The sequence below is a fragment of the Nostoc sp. genome (assembly GCF_054880495.1).
On the sequence record NZ_JBTYKD010000332.1, the window covers coordinates 1 to 17,828 of the forward strand.

The following is a 17,828-nucleotide window of genomic DNA, read 5'->3' on the forward strand; positions in this document are numbered from 1 at the left end:
CGGGGGACTAGCTTCGCATCCCCCGGTAGGTCTTGAACACTTGCCTTAAATGTAGTGATTTAACACTTAGACTGGTCAACTAGGCTCTTGCAAGCCCCCACTATATCGGTACTCCGATTAGTGGTGGGTGGTTGACCGACACTTTGATTATTTTTCACCAAAATCATCAAACAGAAACAACTAGCAGCTAGCTTTATTAAGCTCAAAGCTTCACTTTTTAATACAATAAAAGCGCCTAACCCTATCAGAACAAAAGGCACAAAAATATTAACGTAGCGAGTCAATACATCAGCTATGACTCTGTTGTTAGTTAATTTGTATGCAGCGTAGCACCAAACTCCTAATAATAGAAAGAATATTCCGATAATTACTAAAAAAGTCTCTAAGTTGCTGCTAGCAAATAAAGGTACGTAGACACTAATATTATCGCTACCATTGGCAATTGTAACGGCTGCCACGCTATAAGTTTGGGGAGAAAAAAAACTAGCAATTGTTGGTGCTTCAGCTTCTTCTGTTACAGCTACGACTTCTTTTGATAAATCTTCTTCCCGATTCACTAAGCTACTGATACCTATGGACATTGGTAGTAAACCAAGTAATCCAATCCAGCTTTTTGACAAAACTAACCCACCAAATAAACCAGGAAGACTAAGGATTAACAGAACCGTAAAACCTAGAAACTGACCAGCAACTATATGCCGAGGGCGAAAGCTAGCATTTATTTGAGAAAAAAACAACAATAGAATGACAATATCATCAATGTTAGTGGCAATGAACGCGATCGCCCCTGTAGTAATTGCAGTAAATAACTCGTTCATATTTTAAGAGAAATATTGATATGGTTTTGTAGCAATCCTAAATCATTCCTAAACAATGAGATACCCGACTTCTTAGAGAAGTCGGGTATCTGAGCCTTGCGATTTTCACAAATCAGATAGGACTGCTATAAGGTTAATTTGGTATGGTGATAAATCGTAGGTTATAAAAATCCAGCATGAGTAAGTTAGGGACAACCTTCAGTGAAGGGATAATTGCCTTCATAGCCACTAACATAGATGACATCATTATCTTGTTAATACTTTTTTCACAGGTAAATGTTAATTTTCGCCCCCGGCATATCTTACTCGGTCAATATCTAGGTTTTGTAGCCATTATCATCGCTAGTTTACCAGGATTTTTTGGTGGATTGGTTATCCAGCGAGAATGGATAGGATTGCTAGGACTGCTACCAATAGCAATTGGTCTTCAGCAATTAGTATCTAGAAAAGAAGAAACTATAACAGTTCAGACAGTCAGCAATGATTTTAATCAGTCTACACCTACTAACCCGGTATTATCTTTTATTTTGAGTGTTTTGCATCCCCAAACTTATAAAGTAGCAGCAATAACGATCGCTAATGGCGGTGACAATATTAGTATATATATCCCTCTATTCGCTGGTCATGATCTTGCCAGCTTGGGAGTCATTCTAAGTATATTTTTTGTCATGGTAGGGGTTTGGTGTGCGATCGCTTATTTTTTAAGCCGTCAACCTACCATTGCTTATATTTTAAGTCGCTACGGTCAAGCTGTCGTACCTTTTGTGTTAATTGGCTTGGGTCTCTTCATTATGTATGAACGAGGTACATTTACTCTACTACCTTGGGTGAGAAGTTAATCAATGTTGAATGCTGAATTTGGAATTGAAAACTCAAATTGGTCATACCTGATGAACTAATTTCCAACTCACCATCATCAAGATGGCATAAATAATAAACCGTAGTGGGCGCTGGGGAGCTACTTGGCAGATTTTAGCGCCTACTAACACCCCTGGAACAGAGCCTAGCCATATAGGTAGTACCAGACTCCAATCAACTGTTCCCAGACTGAGATGACCGAGGGCTGTAAACAGTAGTAAAATTGCTGCGTGTGAAATATCTGTACCCACTAACTTCCGTGCATCAAGGCGGAAAAACCCAATCAGCACTAGGGCAAACATTGAACCTGAAGAGACGCTAGTTAGACCAACTAAACAGCCTAAAATTGCTCCCAAAGTGATTGTTAGGAAGCGACTAAAATTAGTTTCTAAGTCTAACTTTGGCAGTTCGGGTAAATTAAATTTAGGGAAAAAAGTCAATAACAACAATTGCACTAGTGCTAACACTGTGACTAGCAAAATCATGCCGCCAAGCAAACGGAGCAAGATGTTATCCAGATTGTACTCACTGGTACGTTTAATGAAGTGCAAAATCCCTACCCCGAATAGTGAGCCTGGAACGCTCCCGAATGCCAGCCATTTGACAACTTCTGTATCAAGGGTTTTCTGTTCCCAATGCTTGACGCTACCAACAATCTTCATCAATGTGGCAGCTACAACATCAGAACTCACAGCGATGGAAGGCGGAACTTGAAAAACAAAAATCAACATTGGGGTGATGAGAGAGGCTCCGCCAATTCCCGTCAAACCAACGATGATGCCAACAAAAAAGCTTAAGAGTGGTAGTAATATATAGTGCATACTCTTTGGGGGTTTCAACAATTCACTTATCAGTTATCAAAGTCCTGTTGAGTCTCCCACTTCTATAAGTGAGCAGCGTTGGTTAGGGTTTAAATCCCCAAACGAAGCTTTGATAACTTTTCACTGACTTAACTACGAGCAGCTAGAACCGAAAGTCAGACAATTTTGGATTTTAGATTTTAGATTTTAGACTTCGGTGTGAGCGCTACTTCGACCCTTCCACAGGTGTTACCCTGAGCTTGTCGAAGGGCTCAGGGCAGGCAAGCTCAGTACAAGTCAGTCGAACGCTTTTAGATTTGTTTCACGTAGCTTGCTTCTTGCAGAGCAAGTATAAATTTGCTTGCTCTGCAACCCTTTTTAAATTTTGGGTTTTGAATCTTCTCTACGAGAGGCTCCGCCAACAATCCAAAATTTAAAACCTAAAATTCGGTCACCTATAAAGTTAGGGCAGAGGATTCCTGGACAACTGAAAACCTGTCTGGAAGTTTTTGGAAGCATGACAACTGGCATTTAGCTGAAACAGACTTTGATAACTGCTTATGGGTCAGTTGCTCTGCTAAACTCAACTTCTAACTGGTTTTTCTGCGGCTTGAGATATAAAAGCACGTAAGGCGATGCACTTGCCGTATTTTACTTGTAAGCATGAGCAAACGTCCAGCGTATTCGCGTTGTATATCGCTAGATTCTCTGGATAATACACCGCAGTCAGTTAAACTTCTGAGGACTGGTTGTTAAAAAAAATACCTCCAATTTAAGAACCATAGGGATCAATACTGCTCGGTTAAGGAGAAATAGAGGGTAAAACAAAGAAAATAGTGTTCGCGGATGATTTACGCCAGCCCTGCTGGGTCATTTTGCATAGCTTAGTCTAGTTCCCGGTGCGAAACTAAATTTTCAAAAAATAAGGATACGGATTTAAGATGTTTCCAGGAACTAAAACCTTGGTTTTTAGGCTTTATAGAATGAGCCTTCTGAGTTTCGCACCGGGAACTAGTCTAAACTCCAGAACTGATTACAATGCTAAAAGCCCCTTGACTTTCAAGCGACTATTATGATAACGTAAATAAAACCATTCGGTCGGTAATGTTTTATTTACAGCAATTTTCAATTCAATAAACTACTCTAAAAATCGCTGTAATGTCCAAAGGCGAAGAAACAAAAAGCAGAATTCTCCACCAAGCAGCCGAACTGTTTAACCAACAGGGGTATGCAGGCTCATCAATGTCAGACATTATGCGTGTTACTGGATTGCAGAAAGGAGGAATTTACAATCACTTTCAAAGCAAAGATGATCTAGCACTACAGGCTTTTGACTTTGCGATCGCTCGCATCAAACAGCATACTAGATTTGCATTACGAAGCAAATGCCACGCAGTAGAACGTCTGCAAGCAATTATTGGCGTATTTAGTAGCTTCGCAGAAAATCCACCGATCAAGGGAGGGTGTCCACTGCTGAATACTGCTGTGGAGAGTGATGATGCTCATCCGGCGTTGCGAGAACGTGCTCAACAGGCGATGGACTCTTGGCTGCATCTGATTCGTCGAATTATTGAAACGGGAATTGAAAAGGGTGAAATTCGCCCGGAAGTAAGTGCTGATGAAATCGCTACCATCATAATTGCAACACTTGAAGGAGCCGTAATGATGAGCAAGCTTTATGGAGATTCAATTCACATGCACAGGGTAATTAATCACCTGAATGAATACTTGGAAACTCACCTTTAAATTTATTTTCCTCTTTTACAGTCCGAGCAGTATTAAAACATAATTCATCCAAAGAAATAATGCTAGTAAATAATAATTTGCATAGACCATTAGAAGTAGTATTAGCAATTCCTGTAAAAACTTATGACATTGACTTTATGGGAATCGTGAGTAATATTGTGTATATCAGATGGCTAGAGGATTTACGTTTAAAGTTTTTAGATGAACATTGGCAACTCAATCAACAAATTGAGCAAGGATATACACCGATTCTAGCTGGAACGGAAATTGAATATAAACGCCCGATAAAGATTATTGATCAAGTGATTGGACGTTTATGGCTGAGTAACTTAGGACGGTTGAAGTGGACTGTGCAAGCGGAAATTTTATCTAATAATGAGTTAGCAGCAGTGGCTACACAAAAAGGTGCTTTTATTAGTTTGCACAATGGTCGTCCTATTAAAATTCCAGAAGAATTACAAAATAAATATTTGCAGTGTCAGCAAGTGACTCAGGAAATTTGAATTTGATAAAAGCTGAAATTTTTTTACCTATTTTCAGACTGAACGGTTTTATTTATCAATAATTCCCGATGCTGAAATTTTACTACAATCCGCTCTCGCCAAATGCTCGTCGTGTGTGGCTAATAGCAAGAATTAGTGAGTTTGTGAGTATTGAGGCGGGATATCAAGAAGTAATTGCGATCGCTAACGAATCAACTACACTCTATAGCAATCTCCAAAACTGGCATCACCACTGAAGTTGTCATATCTTTAGGAACATGAGAAAGGATGAAAATTTATCCTCATCACTCCTCATAAGCTACTCCTTACAACAATTTACTTAGCATCAGTCAATATCCTTTTGATGTCTTCTAGCTGCACTACTCCTGAAAAACTTGGACTATTAATGACAAAGAAAGGTGTGCCAGGAACAGCCAATTTCTCCGCTAGCTGGATATCGTTCTTAATTGCGGGAGTGGCAAGAGTGAGATCGCGTTTAAATTTACCCAAATTCAGATTCAGTTTTTTAGCAATATCTAAATATAACGCTTCACCTAGTTGCTTTTGATTAGTAAATAGCGCATCATGATATTCCCAAAATTTGCCCTGCTGATATGCCGCCCAAGCTGCGACAGCAGCTGGCAATGCTTCAGAATGAATTGAAATGAGAGGGAAATTCTTGTAAACTAATCTTAGTTTATCAGGATAGTTTACTAACAATTCTTTCAAGGTTTTATGCGCCTCAGCACAATAGGGACATTGAAAATCTGAAAATTCTATTAGCACAGTTTTTGATTGAGTTGAACCTGTGGTGGGAGACTTACCAATCACTGTTTGAGGATTCTTCTTAAAATCCTCTAAAAATGCTTGTTGTACTTGTTTTACTTTCTGTTGTTGCTGCTGCTGATAGGCTTGAACAGACTCAATAACTACCTCTGGATGTTCCCGGATAATTTGTAATACTTGCTGTTCCAACTGCGGATCAATGGTGCTGCTGGCTTGTGCAGGAAATGGCCAGGTGACGACCAAACATATTAGACCGATTGCTGTCCAAATACGCAGATACTGAAATAACGGACTAAACCAATGAAATAATGTACCCATACAAAAACTCATAAATACTTCTTCAAGGGGATTTTATACCACGACTTACGCAAACAATAACCTAAACCCTGATTTTTAGGTAGGGACAATACCCTGCGGTTAGCCTTCGTCTACATGAATTGTCCCAGAGTGCGTGTAGTTTTGCGTAAGTCCTATATACATTACTTTTTAGTTATTAAAAAGATCCAGCAATCATCCCAGCAAGTAAAATAAAACCAATCCACACGTTTTGGCGAAACATCTCACCATAAACAGGGTTAGGTAAGTCTTGCTTTGTTAATCGCAGAGACTGCCAAATCCATCCGATAGTAGCAACTGCAAGACTAATCCAGAAGGCTAAGTGCAGATGTATGAATACACCTAACCAAGCCAATAACAAGATGGTGCCAGCAAAAAAAATTCCAATGGCTACAGGGGCATAATTGCCAAAAAATAGAGCGCTAGAATTAACACCAATGCGGCGATCGTCTTCTTTGTCGCTCATAGCATAAAGAGTATCAAATCCCAATGTCCATAATACAGTCGCACCCCAAAGTAACCAAGTTGGTTGGGAAATGGTTTGTGTGACTGCACTCCAGCTAATCAATACCCCAAAACCCCAAGCCATCGAAAGCACCAGCTGCGGTACGGGAAACACCCGTTTTGCACCTGGATACAGCAGAATTACCGGCACTGCCGCCACAGATAACCAGAAACTCAGGGGGTTAAGATAAAAGGCTAAGATTGCTGCACATACTAGCGAGACGATCGCAACTACAATCCCAACTTTCACAGACAGGGCGCGAGAAGCGAGGGGGCGATCGCATGTTCTCTCCACTTGTGGATCAATATCCCGATCCCACAAATCATTGACAACACACCCAGCCGCACTCGTGGCCAGAGTCCCCAATATAATCACAGCAACCAGAGGTAAAGGCGGTTTCCCAGACGCTGCCAAAAACACAGCCCAAAGTGCAGGAATCATTAAAATTAATCGTCCTTCTGGTTTATGCCATCGCAAAAGCCGGATAATTACTAGCCAAACTGGTGACTGGGGGCGTTCTGGCGTCGTTAACATATAAATCAACAAATAACTTTAGATAGATAAATTCACACATCTTTTATAGAATAACCTTATTTGTTATTTGTAAAAACATAACCCAAAGTGGCAACCTTAAATATCTTTAAATAGTCACTACGGTTAGAAACATTAGGGTGAATATACTTAGCTCAGTTACCCTCGACCAACGGTCAATTTCTCAGCAAGTGTATTGCAATAAATATCAGTGCCAGCTACCGCGACATACCACCGTTTGCCATCATTTCTTATAAAGAGAGAGAACTAGATGCTGAATTTAGTAGCTTCGGCTAGCTGGGAGAGTGTTCCAACTCAACCACCTAACCAACATCGGATTATTGCTGCCATTGACTTGGGAACAAATTCTCTACACATGGTAGTAGTCAAGATTGACCCCACACTACCAGCTTTCAGCATTATCGCCAGAGAAAAAGAAACTGTGAGACTAGGCGATCGCAATCTTACTACAGGGGAACTCAAACCGGAGATAATTAAATCGGCGATCGCTGCTTTAGGACGCTTCCAAGAAGTTGCCAAAACTATCAATGCTGAAACAATCATTGCTGTGGCAACTAGTGCTGTGCGGGAAGCCCCAAATGGTAAAGATTTTTTGCACAGAATAGAAACAGAGTTGGGTTTAAGTGTTGACTTGATTTCTGGTCAAGAAGAAGCGCGACGAATCTATCTTGGCGTGCTGTCGGGGATGGAATTTAACAACCAGCCCCACATGATTGTTGATATTGGCGGTGGTTCCACAGAGTTGATTTTGGGCGACAGTAATGAACCGCGTACTCTCACTAGTACCAAAGTCGGTGCAGTACGACTCACTAGCGAATTAATCACCACCGATCCGATCAGCAACACTGAGTTTCAGCAGCTGCAAGCCTATGCACGCGGGATGTTAGAACGTTCCGTGGATGAGGTACTAGCAAACCTCCAGCTTGGGGAATCTCCGCGTTTGGTGGGTACCTCTGGCACAATTGAAACCCTGGCGATGATTCATGCACGAGAAAAATCGAGTGTTATTCCTTCCACTCTCAATGGCTACCAGTTCAGTCTTAAAGACTTGCGAGAGTTGGTAAATCGCTTGCGGAAACTGAGTAACTCAGAAAGGGCTGCGATTCCCGGTATGCCAGATAAGCGGGCTGAAGTTATACTTGCTGGTGCAGTAATATTACAGGAAGCAATGACCCTCTTGGGTAGTGAATCAGTAACAGTTTGTGAGCGTTCTCTCAGGGAAGGCGTAATTGTAGACTGGATGCTAACTCATGGTTTAATTGAAGATAAGCTGCGTTACCAAAGTTCAGTTCGAGAACGGAATGTTTTAAAACTCGCTAATAAATACCACGTTAACTTAGAATATAGCGATCGCGTCGCCAAATTTGCCCAGAGTTTATTTGACCAAACTCAAGGTATCCTACACCACTGGGGAGTTGACGAGCGACAACTGCTGTGGACTGCTGCAATATTACACAATTGCGGTCACTATATCAGTCATTCGTCTCACCACAAGCACTCTTACTATCTAATTCGCAATGGTGAATTACTTGGTTATACAGAAACCGAAATTGAAATCATTGCCAATTTAGCGCGTTATCATCGCAAATCGCCGCCCAAGAAAAAACATGAAGATTACCAGAATTTGCTGACTAAAGACCAGCGACAAATTGTTAGTCAATTGAGTGCGATTTTAAGATTGGCAGTGGCATTAGATCGACGACAAATTGGTGCGATCGCTCAAGTTGAATGTGAGTGTTATCCACAATTGAGGCAGTGTAATCTGCTAATTTTCCCATCACAACCTGATGATGATTGTGCTTTAGAACTCTGGAGTTTAGATTATAAAAAAGCAGTGTTTGAGGAAGAATTTGGTGTAAAATTAGTTGCGACTTTAGAAAAGTCTAGCGTTGCTAACTTGTCTTAGAAAATAGGGTGCGTTACACTGCTTTAACGCCCCTGCACATATATGTTTCCTTATTGTGATAATTCATCAGCTTTAGAAGTTAGGCTCAATATAAAAACTTGACCTAAAAATCAGATGTATATTATCTATGAACTAAAAATACCTATTATAGAACAAAATTTTTATTTTAATAGGGTTTCAAAATTAAAGTAAACTTCCTAGCTAATTTTTGCATTTTACTTAAGGATCAATTTATAAACTGTCCTAAGAGGGATTTAAAAATAAAAAGTAGTAATTAGAATAGAGTTAACAATCTATTTAATATAGGTTATGTTGCTATTGGATATCTAAGCCGGGAAAACTTAGGTATCCTTATATAATCAATAAAGTAGCCTCAATTGCTTGGTTTTCTGCACTAGAGAATACTCAGGCTTCAGAGGATATTTGAAAAGTATTGTTTATTATCCAAATATGATGTGCTGATTGAAAATCAAGAAGATGGTGCAGTTAAAGCAACATTGCTAGTTTTACCAGACTGTCAAGGTTTAGGAAATACCGAAACGGAAGCAATAGAAAAACTCAGTCAAAGTTTGCAAACTCGGTTAAGAACAGCCAAGATTGCGACTTTAGAAATTGAACCACCCAAAGTAGAAAATCCTTGGATGAAATTTGCGGGTATGTTCAAGGATGATCCACAATTTGATGAAATGCTGGAATATATAGAAGCTGACCGCCGTGAACTTGACGCAAAAATGGAGGAACATTATCGGCAGCTTGATGCGGAGAATGAAACTAAGTGAGTTTATGGATATTTGATACTGATCACGTCTCACTTTTTCAACAAAGGCAAACCTTCGCTTCAGCGTAAGGATTCAGGTCATACCAAAATGTCTACAATCGTTTCCTGATAATACTTTCCGGGGATTAACTACAAATTTATATTCTCAATAATAATTACGGAACGCCTATATTTCCGTGCATTATTGCGACTAAAGGTATGTTAATAAGCCAAAGTCAATTTTGAAACTATCTCTGTGACTGGGTTTCAAACACCTGAATCCTTACGCTTCACCACTAATTTTAGGTTCACCCAACAGAGTAATCGATTGACCCGTACTGGCACAGATGAAAACTGTCATCGAATTTTACTCTCTATCAAACAAGCACAAAAGTAAGGTTTTATCATCGTCAGTGCGAGAATTTAGACGTTCAGAGTTGAGGAATTCCATCAGATATTTATCTTTCTCCTCTCCATTAACAGGTTCGTGCAGGTATTCCTCCAAAGGTTTAAAGAAAGGTGAGAAGGGTTCCCAGTCGCTCAAGCGAATTGCTACTTTTTCTAGTCCATCAGTGGAAGCACAAATAAACTCTTGTTTTTCGGAAATAACCTTTACCTGCATTTCTTTTACTGCATTTGCTGAGGTGATAAAAGTAGTTTCATTAGCAAACTCACCTTTATCTGGCTGAAACAACAGTTGATATTCTGACTCTTGAGAACGCATTACAATAAATCCATCCCCAATTTGCATAGCTGCAAACCAGTCAGGAGCTGCCAGGAAAATCAACAATGTACAAGCTAAATCATTGACAGAATAATTTTCTTTGGCTGCTTGCTCATGTAACTTTGCAATAGCTTTTTTCACAATTGTAGCAAACAGTTTCTCAGCTTCTTCTTTGGACAGTCGTTTAGAATAACCTGGCTCTAATTCTTCTTCCTTCTGAGGAGATTCATTAATATCAGAAAAACATTTGAGTACGGTTTCTACCGCCAACTTAGCACCAACATCAGAATGTTTAGCACTGCCAGCACCATCTGCAACGGCGCCTACAATAATCACATCATGAAAGATCCGATAATCCCCATAATCTTGACAAACTATACCCTGGTTTTCATGACTTGTTCCGATCGCAGAACGCGCAACAGCTTTCCAATTCACAAAATTTCCTCCTAACTGCTAATTTGACCCCATCCCATAGCCGATAAAGCTACAGCTTGCCCTACTTTGGCACTAGAAACCCGTTTCATCCAAGCAGAAAGCCAGACAAACAACTCACGAAAATCTAAGCCATTTACCATAACTGGTGGACGTTCAGGAGGAGAAATTTGTTTGAGGATATTCATATCAGCATCCTTTACACCAACCGCAAAAAATGATAGTCGGCTTTGTGCTTCTGCTTCTCTCAATCTTTTCGCGGCTGAATCCCAGGAGTCAGTTGGCGCTCCGTCTGTAATCAAAAACACCCAAGGGCGATAATAGAGAATACCGTTGTCTTTATAAGTCTGTTTCCGGTTTTCTAGAAAATCCAAAGCATACTCAATCGCCGCACCCATTCGGGTAACACCAGCTACTTCCAATGTAGGCGGTGTAAATTGGTCAATCGTCACAAAGTCTTGTATCAGTTTAGCTATGGAGCCAAATGTGATCATAGCTACTTCCACACTCAGCGATGCTTGGGAATCTTTTACTACATCTTTTTTAAAAGCAGCAAGTCCTCGATTTAACTCTTGGATAGGCTGACCTGACATAGAGCCAGAAGTATCGAGTAAGAGAATTACAGGGCAACGATTTTCTGGATTTTCAACGAATTCAGGCATTCGACGCTCCTAAATTGAGTCAATTGGTCTGAGAGCTCAATCACCTACATTATTGGCTAAAAAATACACTTTCGCAGTAGTATTTATACTTATAAATACTACTGTCTATTTGCCTGATTGAAAGCGTTTGTGTTTGTTAACTGATAAGTAGTCGGACGGAATTACAGCAATTTTCAGGTAATTGAGCCATAGATTGAGGTAAACTGAGGAGACCTGATTACGCAAAAACTAGTTAGGTAAAACTTGCCGCAGTGCCGTTAAAAGTTGGTCAACACTTTCCTTACGACTATTAAAGCCCATCAATCCCACGCGCCAGACTTTACCAGCGAGTTCGCCAAGACCACCGCCAATTTCAATATTATGTTCATTGAGTAACTGCCGAGCGATCGCTTTCCCATCTACCCCTGTTGGAATGCAGACAGTAGTAAGCGTTGGTAGTCTATACTCTTGCTCAACGTGCATACTCAATCCTAAATTCTCCAACCCTTCCCAAAGATATTCTACATTCTTTTGATGACGCTGCCAGGAGTTTGCTAACCCCTCTTCTGCAAGCAAACGTAATGCTTCCCGCAATGCATAGTATAAATTAATCGGTGCTGTGTGGTGATAGGTGCGTTCAGCGCCCCAATACTTGCCCAGCAACAACATATCCAAATACCAGTTTGCAACCTTTGTTTGACGCTGTTGCAATTTCTCAACTGCACGCACACTCATCGTAAAGGGGGAAGCACCAGGTGGGCAACCCAACCCTTTTTGGCTACAACTATAGGCGAGGTCAACTCCCCAAGTATCCAAAAACACGGGGACGCCACCCAAACTCGTCACTGTATCCACCAGTAACAAAGTGCCAAATTCCCGACACAAATCAGCCACCCCTTCCAATGGTTGACGTGCGCCGGTGGAGGTTTCGGCATGAACTAGAGCTAAAATAGTTGGACGATGAGTTTTTAAAGCAGTTTGAAGTTCATCAAGGTTAAAAACTTGTCCCCAAGGTTTGGTAATGCTTCGCACATCAGCACCATAACGTCCAGCCATATCCACAAGGCGATTACCAAAGTAACCAGCTACACCAATCAAAACCACATCACCGGGTTCAACGGCATTAGCAATGGTTGCTTCCATTGCGGCTGTTCCGGTACCACTGACTGCAATGGTTAGCGGGTTTTCTGTTTGCCATACGTAACGTAGCAACGACTGAATTTCATCCATCAGTGCGAGAAAAGCTGGGTCAAGATGCCCAACGGGTGAAGTATTCATCGCCTGGAGAACTGTAGGATGGGCATTGGAGGGACCAGGCCCTAACAGGAGACGGGATGGGATTTCTAGCGGTGTGAGTTGCAAGCGCCCAGAGTCGTTGATTGAAATTGTTTGCGTCATAATCTGTCTTCGCCTAGACGATACTTATCGCATCATAAAGCGATCAGCGATCGCATCACCGATGTTTTAGTGAATCTGTCATTTGCCAGAAGATGCGAGTGCGGCAAGGTATTACACTGATTCAAACAAATGTGTGACAGTATACTTATTCAATTACCTGGAGATATAATTATGGTTTTTGCTGGCAAACCACCAAATAATTTAGGTGTTAACAATGGTAAATTAGCATCGTGCCCTAATTCCCTTAACTGCATTTCTAGTCAAAGTGCAGATGCAACCCACAAAATTGCACCACTGAGTTTTACATCTACTCCACAGCAAGCGATTACTAATCTCAAAAAGATTATTCAGTCCTTACCAAGAACCAAAATCATTACCGAAAGTAAAGATTATTTATATATAGAATTTAAAAGTGCTTTACTGGGATTTGTAGATGATGTAGAATTCTATCTAGACCGGAATGCTAATGTTATCCAAGTGCGTTCAGCCTCACGCTTAGGTGAAAGTGATTTGGGTGTCAATCGTCAACGAATAGAGACGATTAGAGCCAAGTTAAAGTAATTGATAATTCAATTACGAATTAGTTAAACTGGACTGGATAACATCTGCGATCGCAACATTTGTGAGACTTAATTTATTTAAAAACTTTGACTCTCGACCCCGACTAATCTTTGCTGTCGGACTCGCTGTATTAGTTTCAGTAATCCTTCCGCGTTGGCTACACTTGCCGACTCGCATTCTCTGCGCTTGGAACTCCGGTATTGACTTTTTCTTAGCCGTAACGTGGTGGAAAATGATCAAGGCTAGCCCACAAAAAATTCGCCGTTATGCTGAGAATGAATATGAAGGACATTTGGCTATATTCTTGCTGGTGATCGCTGCGGCTTGTGCTAGTGTTTTAGCGATTGTGTTTTTACTAACTGATAAAAAAGGCTTGTCACCACTTCTGCTTAAGCTACATGTCATACTTTCAATTATGACCATTGTCGGTTCTTGGTTACTAGTGCATACGATGTTTGCAGTTCAATATGCACACAGCTATTACAAATACATTAATCATAATAATAGTGAAGAAATCACCGGAGGTTTAAATTTTCCTGATAATGACCATCCAGACTATTGGGAATTTTTATATTATTCTTTTGTAGTTGGCATGACTAGTCAAGTTTCAGATGTGGAGACGAGATCACGCGATATGAGGCGCTTGACTCTGTTACATAGCATATTATCCTTCTTTTTCAATACCACCATTTTAGCTATGACTATTAATATCGTTGCATCGCTGATTTAAAAATTGCTGTGAAGACGGTGCGCTTGATGTTGCTTGAAATAGTGTACACACAAGTCTTTTCGTTCATAACACAAGTATTTTCGTTCACAACACAAATATTTTCGTTCACAACACAAGTATTTTCGTTCATAAGTAGAGCGGCGTGAATAATTCAAGGTTTGTAGTAAGGACTTTAGTCCTAATTTGAGGGCTGTTCGCGAAGCGTTCCCGCAGGGTAGCCCTCACTATGAACTCATCTCAAGATTTTTTACATTACTTAATCTACTTTGATTTATTCTCACCTACTTACTTAACACAAGTCTTTTGGTTTACAACACAAGTACTTTCGTTCACAACACCAGGACTAGTCCTTTCAAGCTGACAAACGAAGATACGTTGTTCCAGTGCTACCACCTTGAATCCTCCGCTCAGATTTGGGGATTTTTGAAGGTCGAAATAACCAATCTTCGTTCCAAATTTCACCACCTTGAAAGGGCTAACACCAGGACTTAGGCATTGACAAGAAATACCAAATATGTATGAGGTGAAAAACCAGATATTTCGTAGGGGTTTAGCATGCTAAACCCCTACAGCATCGTCTATTTACGACCAAAGAATAATTAGATTGATTAGGTTTGGACAAGTATTTTGCAATTTAGTTTAACCCTGGTTAGTGTCTGACCGGATACCGGGAGTCGCACAGATGCCAATTAGGAATTACGAATTATTTAATGCCCAGGACTTACGCAGAAGAGATCCCCCAACCCCCTTAAAAAGGGGGCTTTCCTGCCCACCCCACAAGATGGATAATTTATTTCTTGTCAGTCCCTAAATTCATCACACATTCAGGGAATTGGCGCTTTAATGCTGGAAACACCGGACAAGGCGCTTGTTCTTGTAAATTATCCGGTTTACTCCAAGTAAAGGGGGCTTTTTGCGCCGCAGACATCCACACCAGACGCTTTGCTCGTGTCATCGCAACGTAGAGTAAACGGTACTCTTCAGAGATTTTCAAGTTCTTTGCTTGTTCCCATGCTTGTGTGACATTTGGTATAGTAGATTCCCCATGGAGAGCAGCACGAATTTGGGCGCGGGCTACTTCTGATAAGGTAAAATCCCCTAAGAACTGCTTTTGGGGAGGAACCCAAAATCTCCCAGGAATTAAGTTCTCGTGGAGAAAGGGAAGAAACACATAGTCCCAATCTAGCCCTTTGGCTTTGTGCATCGTAATAATGGTTAATTGACCGGGACGAGTGTAACGTTCTTCCGAATCCTCCGTTTCCACTGGTTCAAACCGTTCAGAACTGACGATTTCACTTAAAGCTGATAGCATTCCCCCCATCGAACTATTGCCAGCTATCTGCTGGTTAACCCGTTCTGCGAGTTTGTCAGCAGTCGCCAATTCTGCCTGGTCGTAATTTAAGGTCAAGGCGAGAAAGGAAATTAGCTGATACAGGGGCAATTCCAAGCGAGCGCGAAGTAAACTACGACACAAGCGAGCGGCTTTTTCTACTGTTTCTGGCTGGGGTACTGCTAAAGGACCAGGATACAAAAATTCTTCTGGAAGACTAGCAAGGGCGTTGAGGTCTTGGGTAGGAATTAATTGGCGCTGTACTAATGCTTCTAGTGCGGCTTTGAGGTAATCGGGGGAGTGGGGGCGATCGCAAAATTGCAGTAATCCTAAAATCTCTTGGGGGACATGGGAACGGCGATCGCGTTCTCCCACATCGTAAAGTATAATATTATGCTCTTTGCAGACAGATGTCATAGCCTCTGCTAACCATCGTCCTTGGCGATTTTCTCGCACTAAAATCGCGGCACTATTTTTTGTTGGATCTTCCCCAAATAATTCAATCACCCTTTGAGATAACAATTCAACCGTGTGATGAATGTCATGCGGTGTATAAAGTTCTAGTCCTCGTCCGACTGCTGCGGGGTTAGCGTTAGTTTGCGGATCATTAACTTCAACAGGGCGAATTGTCTGCAAGCGAAATGGTACTTGTCGGTTATCTGGAGCCTGTTGTTTGTGATTCGTTGTTGCTAACGACTGATTATTGATCCATTTGAGCGCAAAGTTAGCCGCTTCAATGATAATTCTAGTACTGCGACCAGCTTGATCCATCGTTGCCAATCGTTTAATGCGATCGCACCTTTCGCAAAATTGCCGAAAATAAATCGGATCGGCTGGGGTGAAAGTAGAGTTAATCGCTTGGTTAGGATCGCCGACTCTTACTAGATTGAGTGGGGAGTGAGGAGTTAGGAGTGAAAAATTATCTCCCCCATCACTTGCCAAAATTTCTAAAAGCTGCGTCTGAAGAGGACTAGAATCTTGGGCTTCGTCTTCAAAGACGGCGAAAACTTGGTTTTGCTCAATGCGACGCGCACTGTCATTTTCTAAAACGCGCAGTGCGGCTAAAATCATATCGTCGTAGTCGATGAAGTCACGCGATCGCATTAAGTTTTGATATTGCTGATACAATCCCGCCGCGACGCTCAAAATTGCATATTCATCTGTGATTTGTTTACTCCATTCCCGCAACTTCTCTGGCGATATCCCAGAACTTTTTGCTTCATGAATTACCGTATTAGCCAATTCCGGTAATACTTCTGTTCGCAGCACCGATTGACGACGCAACCTTTCTGTCTCTTCCCCGTCAAATTGATGACCTTCTAATAACCGCAAATATATTCGCGGATTATTCCCAATCCATTGCTCTACGGCTGTTCTGATAAAGCGGTTACTTTGGGTTGGTGTAATTAATGTGACATTTTCTAATTGCAAACCTGATAAATCAGAATGGCGGCTGGCAATGTTTAACGCTAGACCATGTAGGGTATAGACAAAAAAGCCCGTCTGAGGTATAGATAAATCATCTCGTAAGAATCTGCGAATCTTCGCTTTAATGTTGGCAGCAGCCGAGCGAGTAAAAGTCACAACTACCAAGTGACGGCGTAAGGATGAACGTTCATATTGACGTGCGATCGCGATCGCTGCCGCCGCCGCCATCCCAGTAGATTTACCTGCACCAGGAACCGCAGAAATAGCCAAAGGCCCAGATTCCCAGTCAGCCATTTGTTGCTGTCCAGGGCGTAGACTGTTACGGATTTCGAGAATCTTCTCTTGCAGGTTAGGAATAGGCGATCGCACTTAGATATTCCATCTGTACAAAGTGGTCGGTAGTTCTGATTTGGGGCTGAAGTTTCACGCTTGGCGGGCTTCATTCTCTTACTAAATAACAATAGCATTATTAGCGCTCGCGACGAGTTATGTATTTTATATATATTATTTTAAATCCACTTCTACTTCCTACAGAAGACTGGACGCTATCCTTGCCAAAAGTAATTGCCATCTTATTTATCTCTCCTGAATTTCTCACTAATGATACGCACAAAGCCGATTTAAGTAATTGCCTCTTTTGACGAACTCGTAGAACAAGGGAAAATTACAGGTTAGTACCGCTTTGCAGAATTCTATTTCGTTAAGAAACTAAATCGAAAAAACAGGAATTTGTTTTTGGTTGAATAATTCTGCTTATAAAATATGAAGATACCGCAAAATGTAAAAGCACAAAAAAAATGCTTAATTTATTAAGCATTTGGCTCTGATGATAAGTTAAGTAAGCGAGAATAAATCAACCTATGTTAAGTAATCTTAAAAAATAGAGGTTGGCTCCTAGAGAGGGCTTCAGGCTTAAAAGGTCGGGCTAAAGCCGATTACTGCAAACCTTTAATTATTAACACCGTTTTACTTAATTAACATCTGTTGAGATTATTGATCCAGTGCCTTCTCTTAAAAGTGATTACAAAATTTAGTTGA

16 protein-coding genes and 1 pseudogene are annotated in these 17,828 nt (G+C 41.0%); 9 read left to right on the forward strand and 8 right to left on the reverse strand.

Features of this window, described 5'->3' with window-relative positions:
• Nucleotides 1-59: 59 nt before the first annotated feature.
• Nucleotides 60-818 (reverse strand): cadmium resistance transporter, encoded by a 759-nt coding sequence (locus ACYTXL_RS29020; RefSeq protein ID WP_461921472.1) that lies wholly within the window; start codon nucleotides 816-818, stop codon nucleotides 60-62.
• A gap of 176 nt (nucleotides 819-994) precedes the next feature.
• Between ACYTXL_RS29020 and ACYTXL_RS29025 the strand changes: the two genes are divergently transcribed.
• A complete protein-coding gene (locus ACYTXL_RS29025; RefSeq protein ID WP_461921473.1) occupies nucleotides 995-1,657 on the forward strand; it encodes a cadmium resistance transporter in 663 nt (220 codons plus the stop codon).
• 42 nt (nucleotides 1,658-1,699) lie between these two features.
• Here ACYTXL_RS29025 and ACYTXL_RS29030 read toward each other — a convergent pair whose 3' ends face one another.
• Nucleotides 1,700-2,497, reverse strand: coding sequence for a sulfite exporter TauE/SafE family protein (locus ACYTXL_RS29030; RefSeq protein ID WP_461921474.1), 798 nt, complete (start codon nucleotides 2,495-2,497; stop codon nucleotides 1,700-1,702).
• A 1,137-nt stretch (nucleotides 2,498-3,634) separates the two neighbouring features.
• Here ACYTXL_RS29030 and ACYTXL_RS29035 point away from each other — a divergent pair.
• The 3 genes from ACYTXL_RS29035 (at nucleotide 3,635) to ACYTXL_RS29045 (ending at nucleotide 4,961) form a co-directional block, all read left to right on the forward strand.
• Nucleotides 3,635-4,222, forward strand: coding sequence for a TetR family transcriptional regulator C-terminal domain-containing protein (locus tag ACYTXL_RS29035; protein ID WP_461927661.1), 588 nt, complete (start codon nucleotides 3,635-3,637; stop codon nucleotides 4,220-4,222).
• Nucleotides 4,223-4,281: 59 nt separating this feature from the next.
• On the forward strand, nucleotides 4,282-4,725 hold the full coding sequence (locus tag ACYTXL_RS29040) for an acyl-CoA thioesterase (RefSeq protein ID WP_461927662.1): 444 nt from the start codon (nucleotides 4,282-4,284) through the stop codon (nucleotides 4,723-4,725).
• Nucleotides 4,726-4,793: 68 nt separating this feature from the next.
• Nucleotides 4,794-4,961: a hypothetical protein gene (locus ACYTXL_RS29045; RefSeq protein WP_461927663.1), complete on the forward strand. Its 168-nt coding sequence runs from the start codon at nucleotides 4,794-4,796 to the stop codon at nucleotides 4,959-4,961.
• A 79-nt stretch (nucleotides 4,962-5,040) separates the two neighbouring features.
• Here the strand turns inward: ACYTXL_RS29045 and ACYTXL_RS29050 are convergent, their stop codons facing one another.
• Both ACYTXL_RS29050 and ACYTXL_RS29055 read right to left on the reverse strand, forming a co-directional pair.
• Nucleotides 5,041-5,808: a DsbA family protein gene (locus tag ACYTXL_RS29050; protein ID WP_461927664.1), complete on the reverse strand. Its 768-nt coding sequence runs from the start codon at nucleotides 5,806-5,808 to the stop codon at nucleotides 5,041-5,043.
• 175 nt (nucleotides 5,809-5,983) lie between these two features.
• Entirely contained in the window at nucleotides 5,984-6,865 is an 882-nt protein-coding gene (locus ACYTXL_RS29055) for a 4-hydroxybenzoate solanesyltransferase (protein WP_461927665.1), read from the reverse strand.
• 268 nt (nucleotides 6,866-7,133) lie between these two features.
• Between ACYTXL_RS29055 and ACYTXL_RS29060 the strand changes: the two genes are divergently transcribed.
• Both ACYTXL_RS29060 and ACYTXL_RS29065 read left to right on the forward strand, forming a co-directional pair.
• Entirely contained in the window at nucleotides 7,134-8,789 is a 1,656-nt protein-coding gene (locus tag ACYTXL_RS29060) for a Ppx/GppA phosphatase family protein (RefSeq protein WP_461927666.1), read from the forward strand.
• A gap of 455 nt (nucleotides 8,790-9,244) precedes the next feature.
• A complete protein-coding gene (locus ACYTXL_RS29065; RefSeq protein WP_461927667.1) occupies nucleotides 9,245-9,568 on the forward strand; it encodes a hypothetical protein in 324 nt (107 codons plus the stop codon).
• A gap of 345 nt (nucleotides 9,569-9,913) precedes the next feature.
• Here the strand turns inward: ACYTXL_RS29065 and ACYTXL_RS29070 are convergent, their stop codons facing one another.
• The 3 genes from ACYTXL_RS29070 to ACYTXL_RS29080 form a co-directional block, all read right to left on the reverse strand.
• Nucleotides 9,914-10,705 carry a PP2C family serine/threonine-protein phosphatase gene (locus ACYTXL_RS29070; protein WP_461927668.1) on the reverse strand — a complete coding sequence of 264 codons (792 nt, stop codon included), beginning with the start codon at nucleotides 10,703-10,705 and terminating at the stop codon, nucleotides 9,914-9,916.
• 11 nt (nucleotides 10,706-10,716) lie between these two features.
• On the reverse strand, nucleotides 10,717-11,364 hold the full coding sequence (locus ACYTXL_RS29075) for a vWA domain-containing protein (protein ID WP_461927669.1): 648 nt from the start codon (nucleotides 11,362-11,364) through the stop codon (nucleotides 10,717-10,719).
• 228 nt (nucleotides 11,365-11,592) lie between these two features.
• On the reverse strand, nucleotides 11,593-12,741 hold the full coding sequence (locus tag ACYTXL_RS29080) for an alanine--glyoxylate aminotransferase family protein (RefSeq protein ID WP_461927670.1): 1,149 nt from the start codon (nucleotides 12,739-12,741) through the stop codon (nucleotides 11,593-11,595).
• A 171-nt stretch (nucleotides 12,742-12,912) separates the two neighbouring features.
• Between ACYTXL_RS29080 and ACYTXL_RS29085 the strand changes: the two genes are divergently transcribed.
• The 3 genes and pseudogenes from ACYTXL_RS29085 to ACYTXL_RS29095 form a co-directional block, all read left to right on the forward strand.
• Nucleotides 12,913-13,302, forward strand: coding sequence for a DUF1499 domain-containing protein (locus ACYTXL_RS29085; RefSeq protein ID WP_461927671.1), 390 nt, complete (start codon nucleotides 12,913-12,915; stop codon nucleotides 13,300-13,302).
• Nucleotides 13,303-13,363: 61 nt separating this feature from the next.
• Nucleotides 13,364-14,032 carry a DUF1345 domain-containing protein gene (locus ACYTXL_RS29090; RefSeq protein ID WP_461927672.1) on the forward strand — a complete coding sequence of 223 codons (669 nt, stop codon included), beginning with the start codon at nucleotides 13,364-13,366 and terminating at the stop codon, nucleotides 14,030-14,032.
• 49 nt (nucleotides 14,033-14,081) lie between these two features.
• A pseudogene (locus tag ACYTXL_RS29095) lies at nucleotides 14,082-14,168 on the forward strand (hypothetical protein); the annotation flags it as partial.
• Nucleotides 14,169-14,822: 654 nt separating this feature from the next.
• Here the strand turns inward: ACYTXL_RS29095 and ACYTXL_RS29100 are convergent.
• Entirely contained in the window at nucleotides 14,823-17,159 is a 2,337-nt protein-coding gene (locus ACYTXL_RS29100) for an ATP-dependent helicase (RefSeq protein ID WP_461927673.1), read from the reverse strand.
• Nucleotides 17,160-17,828 lie beyond the last annotated feature (669 nt).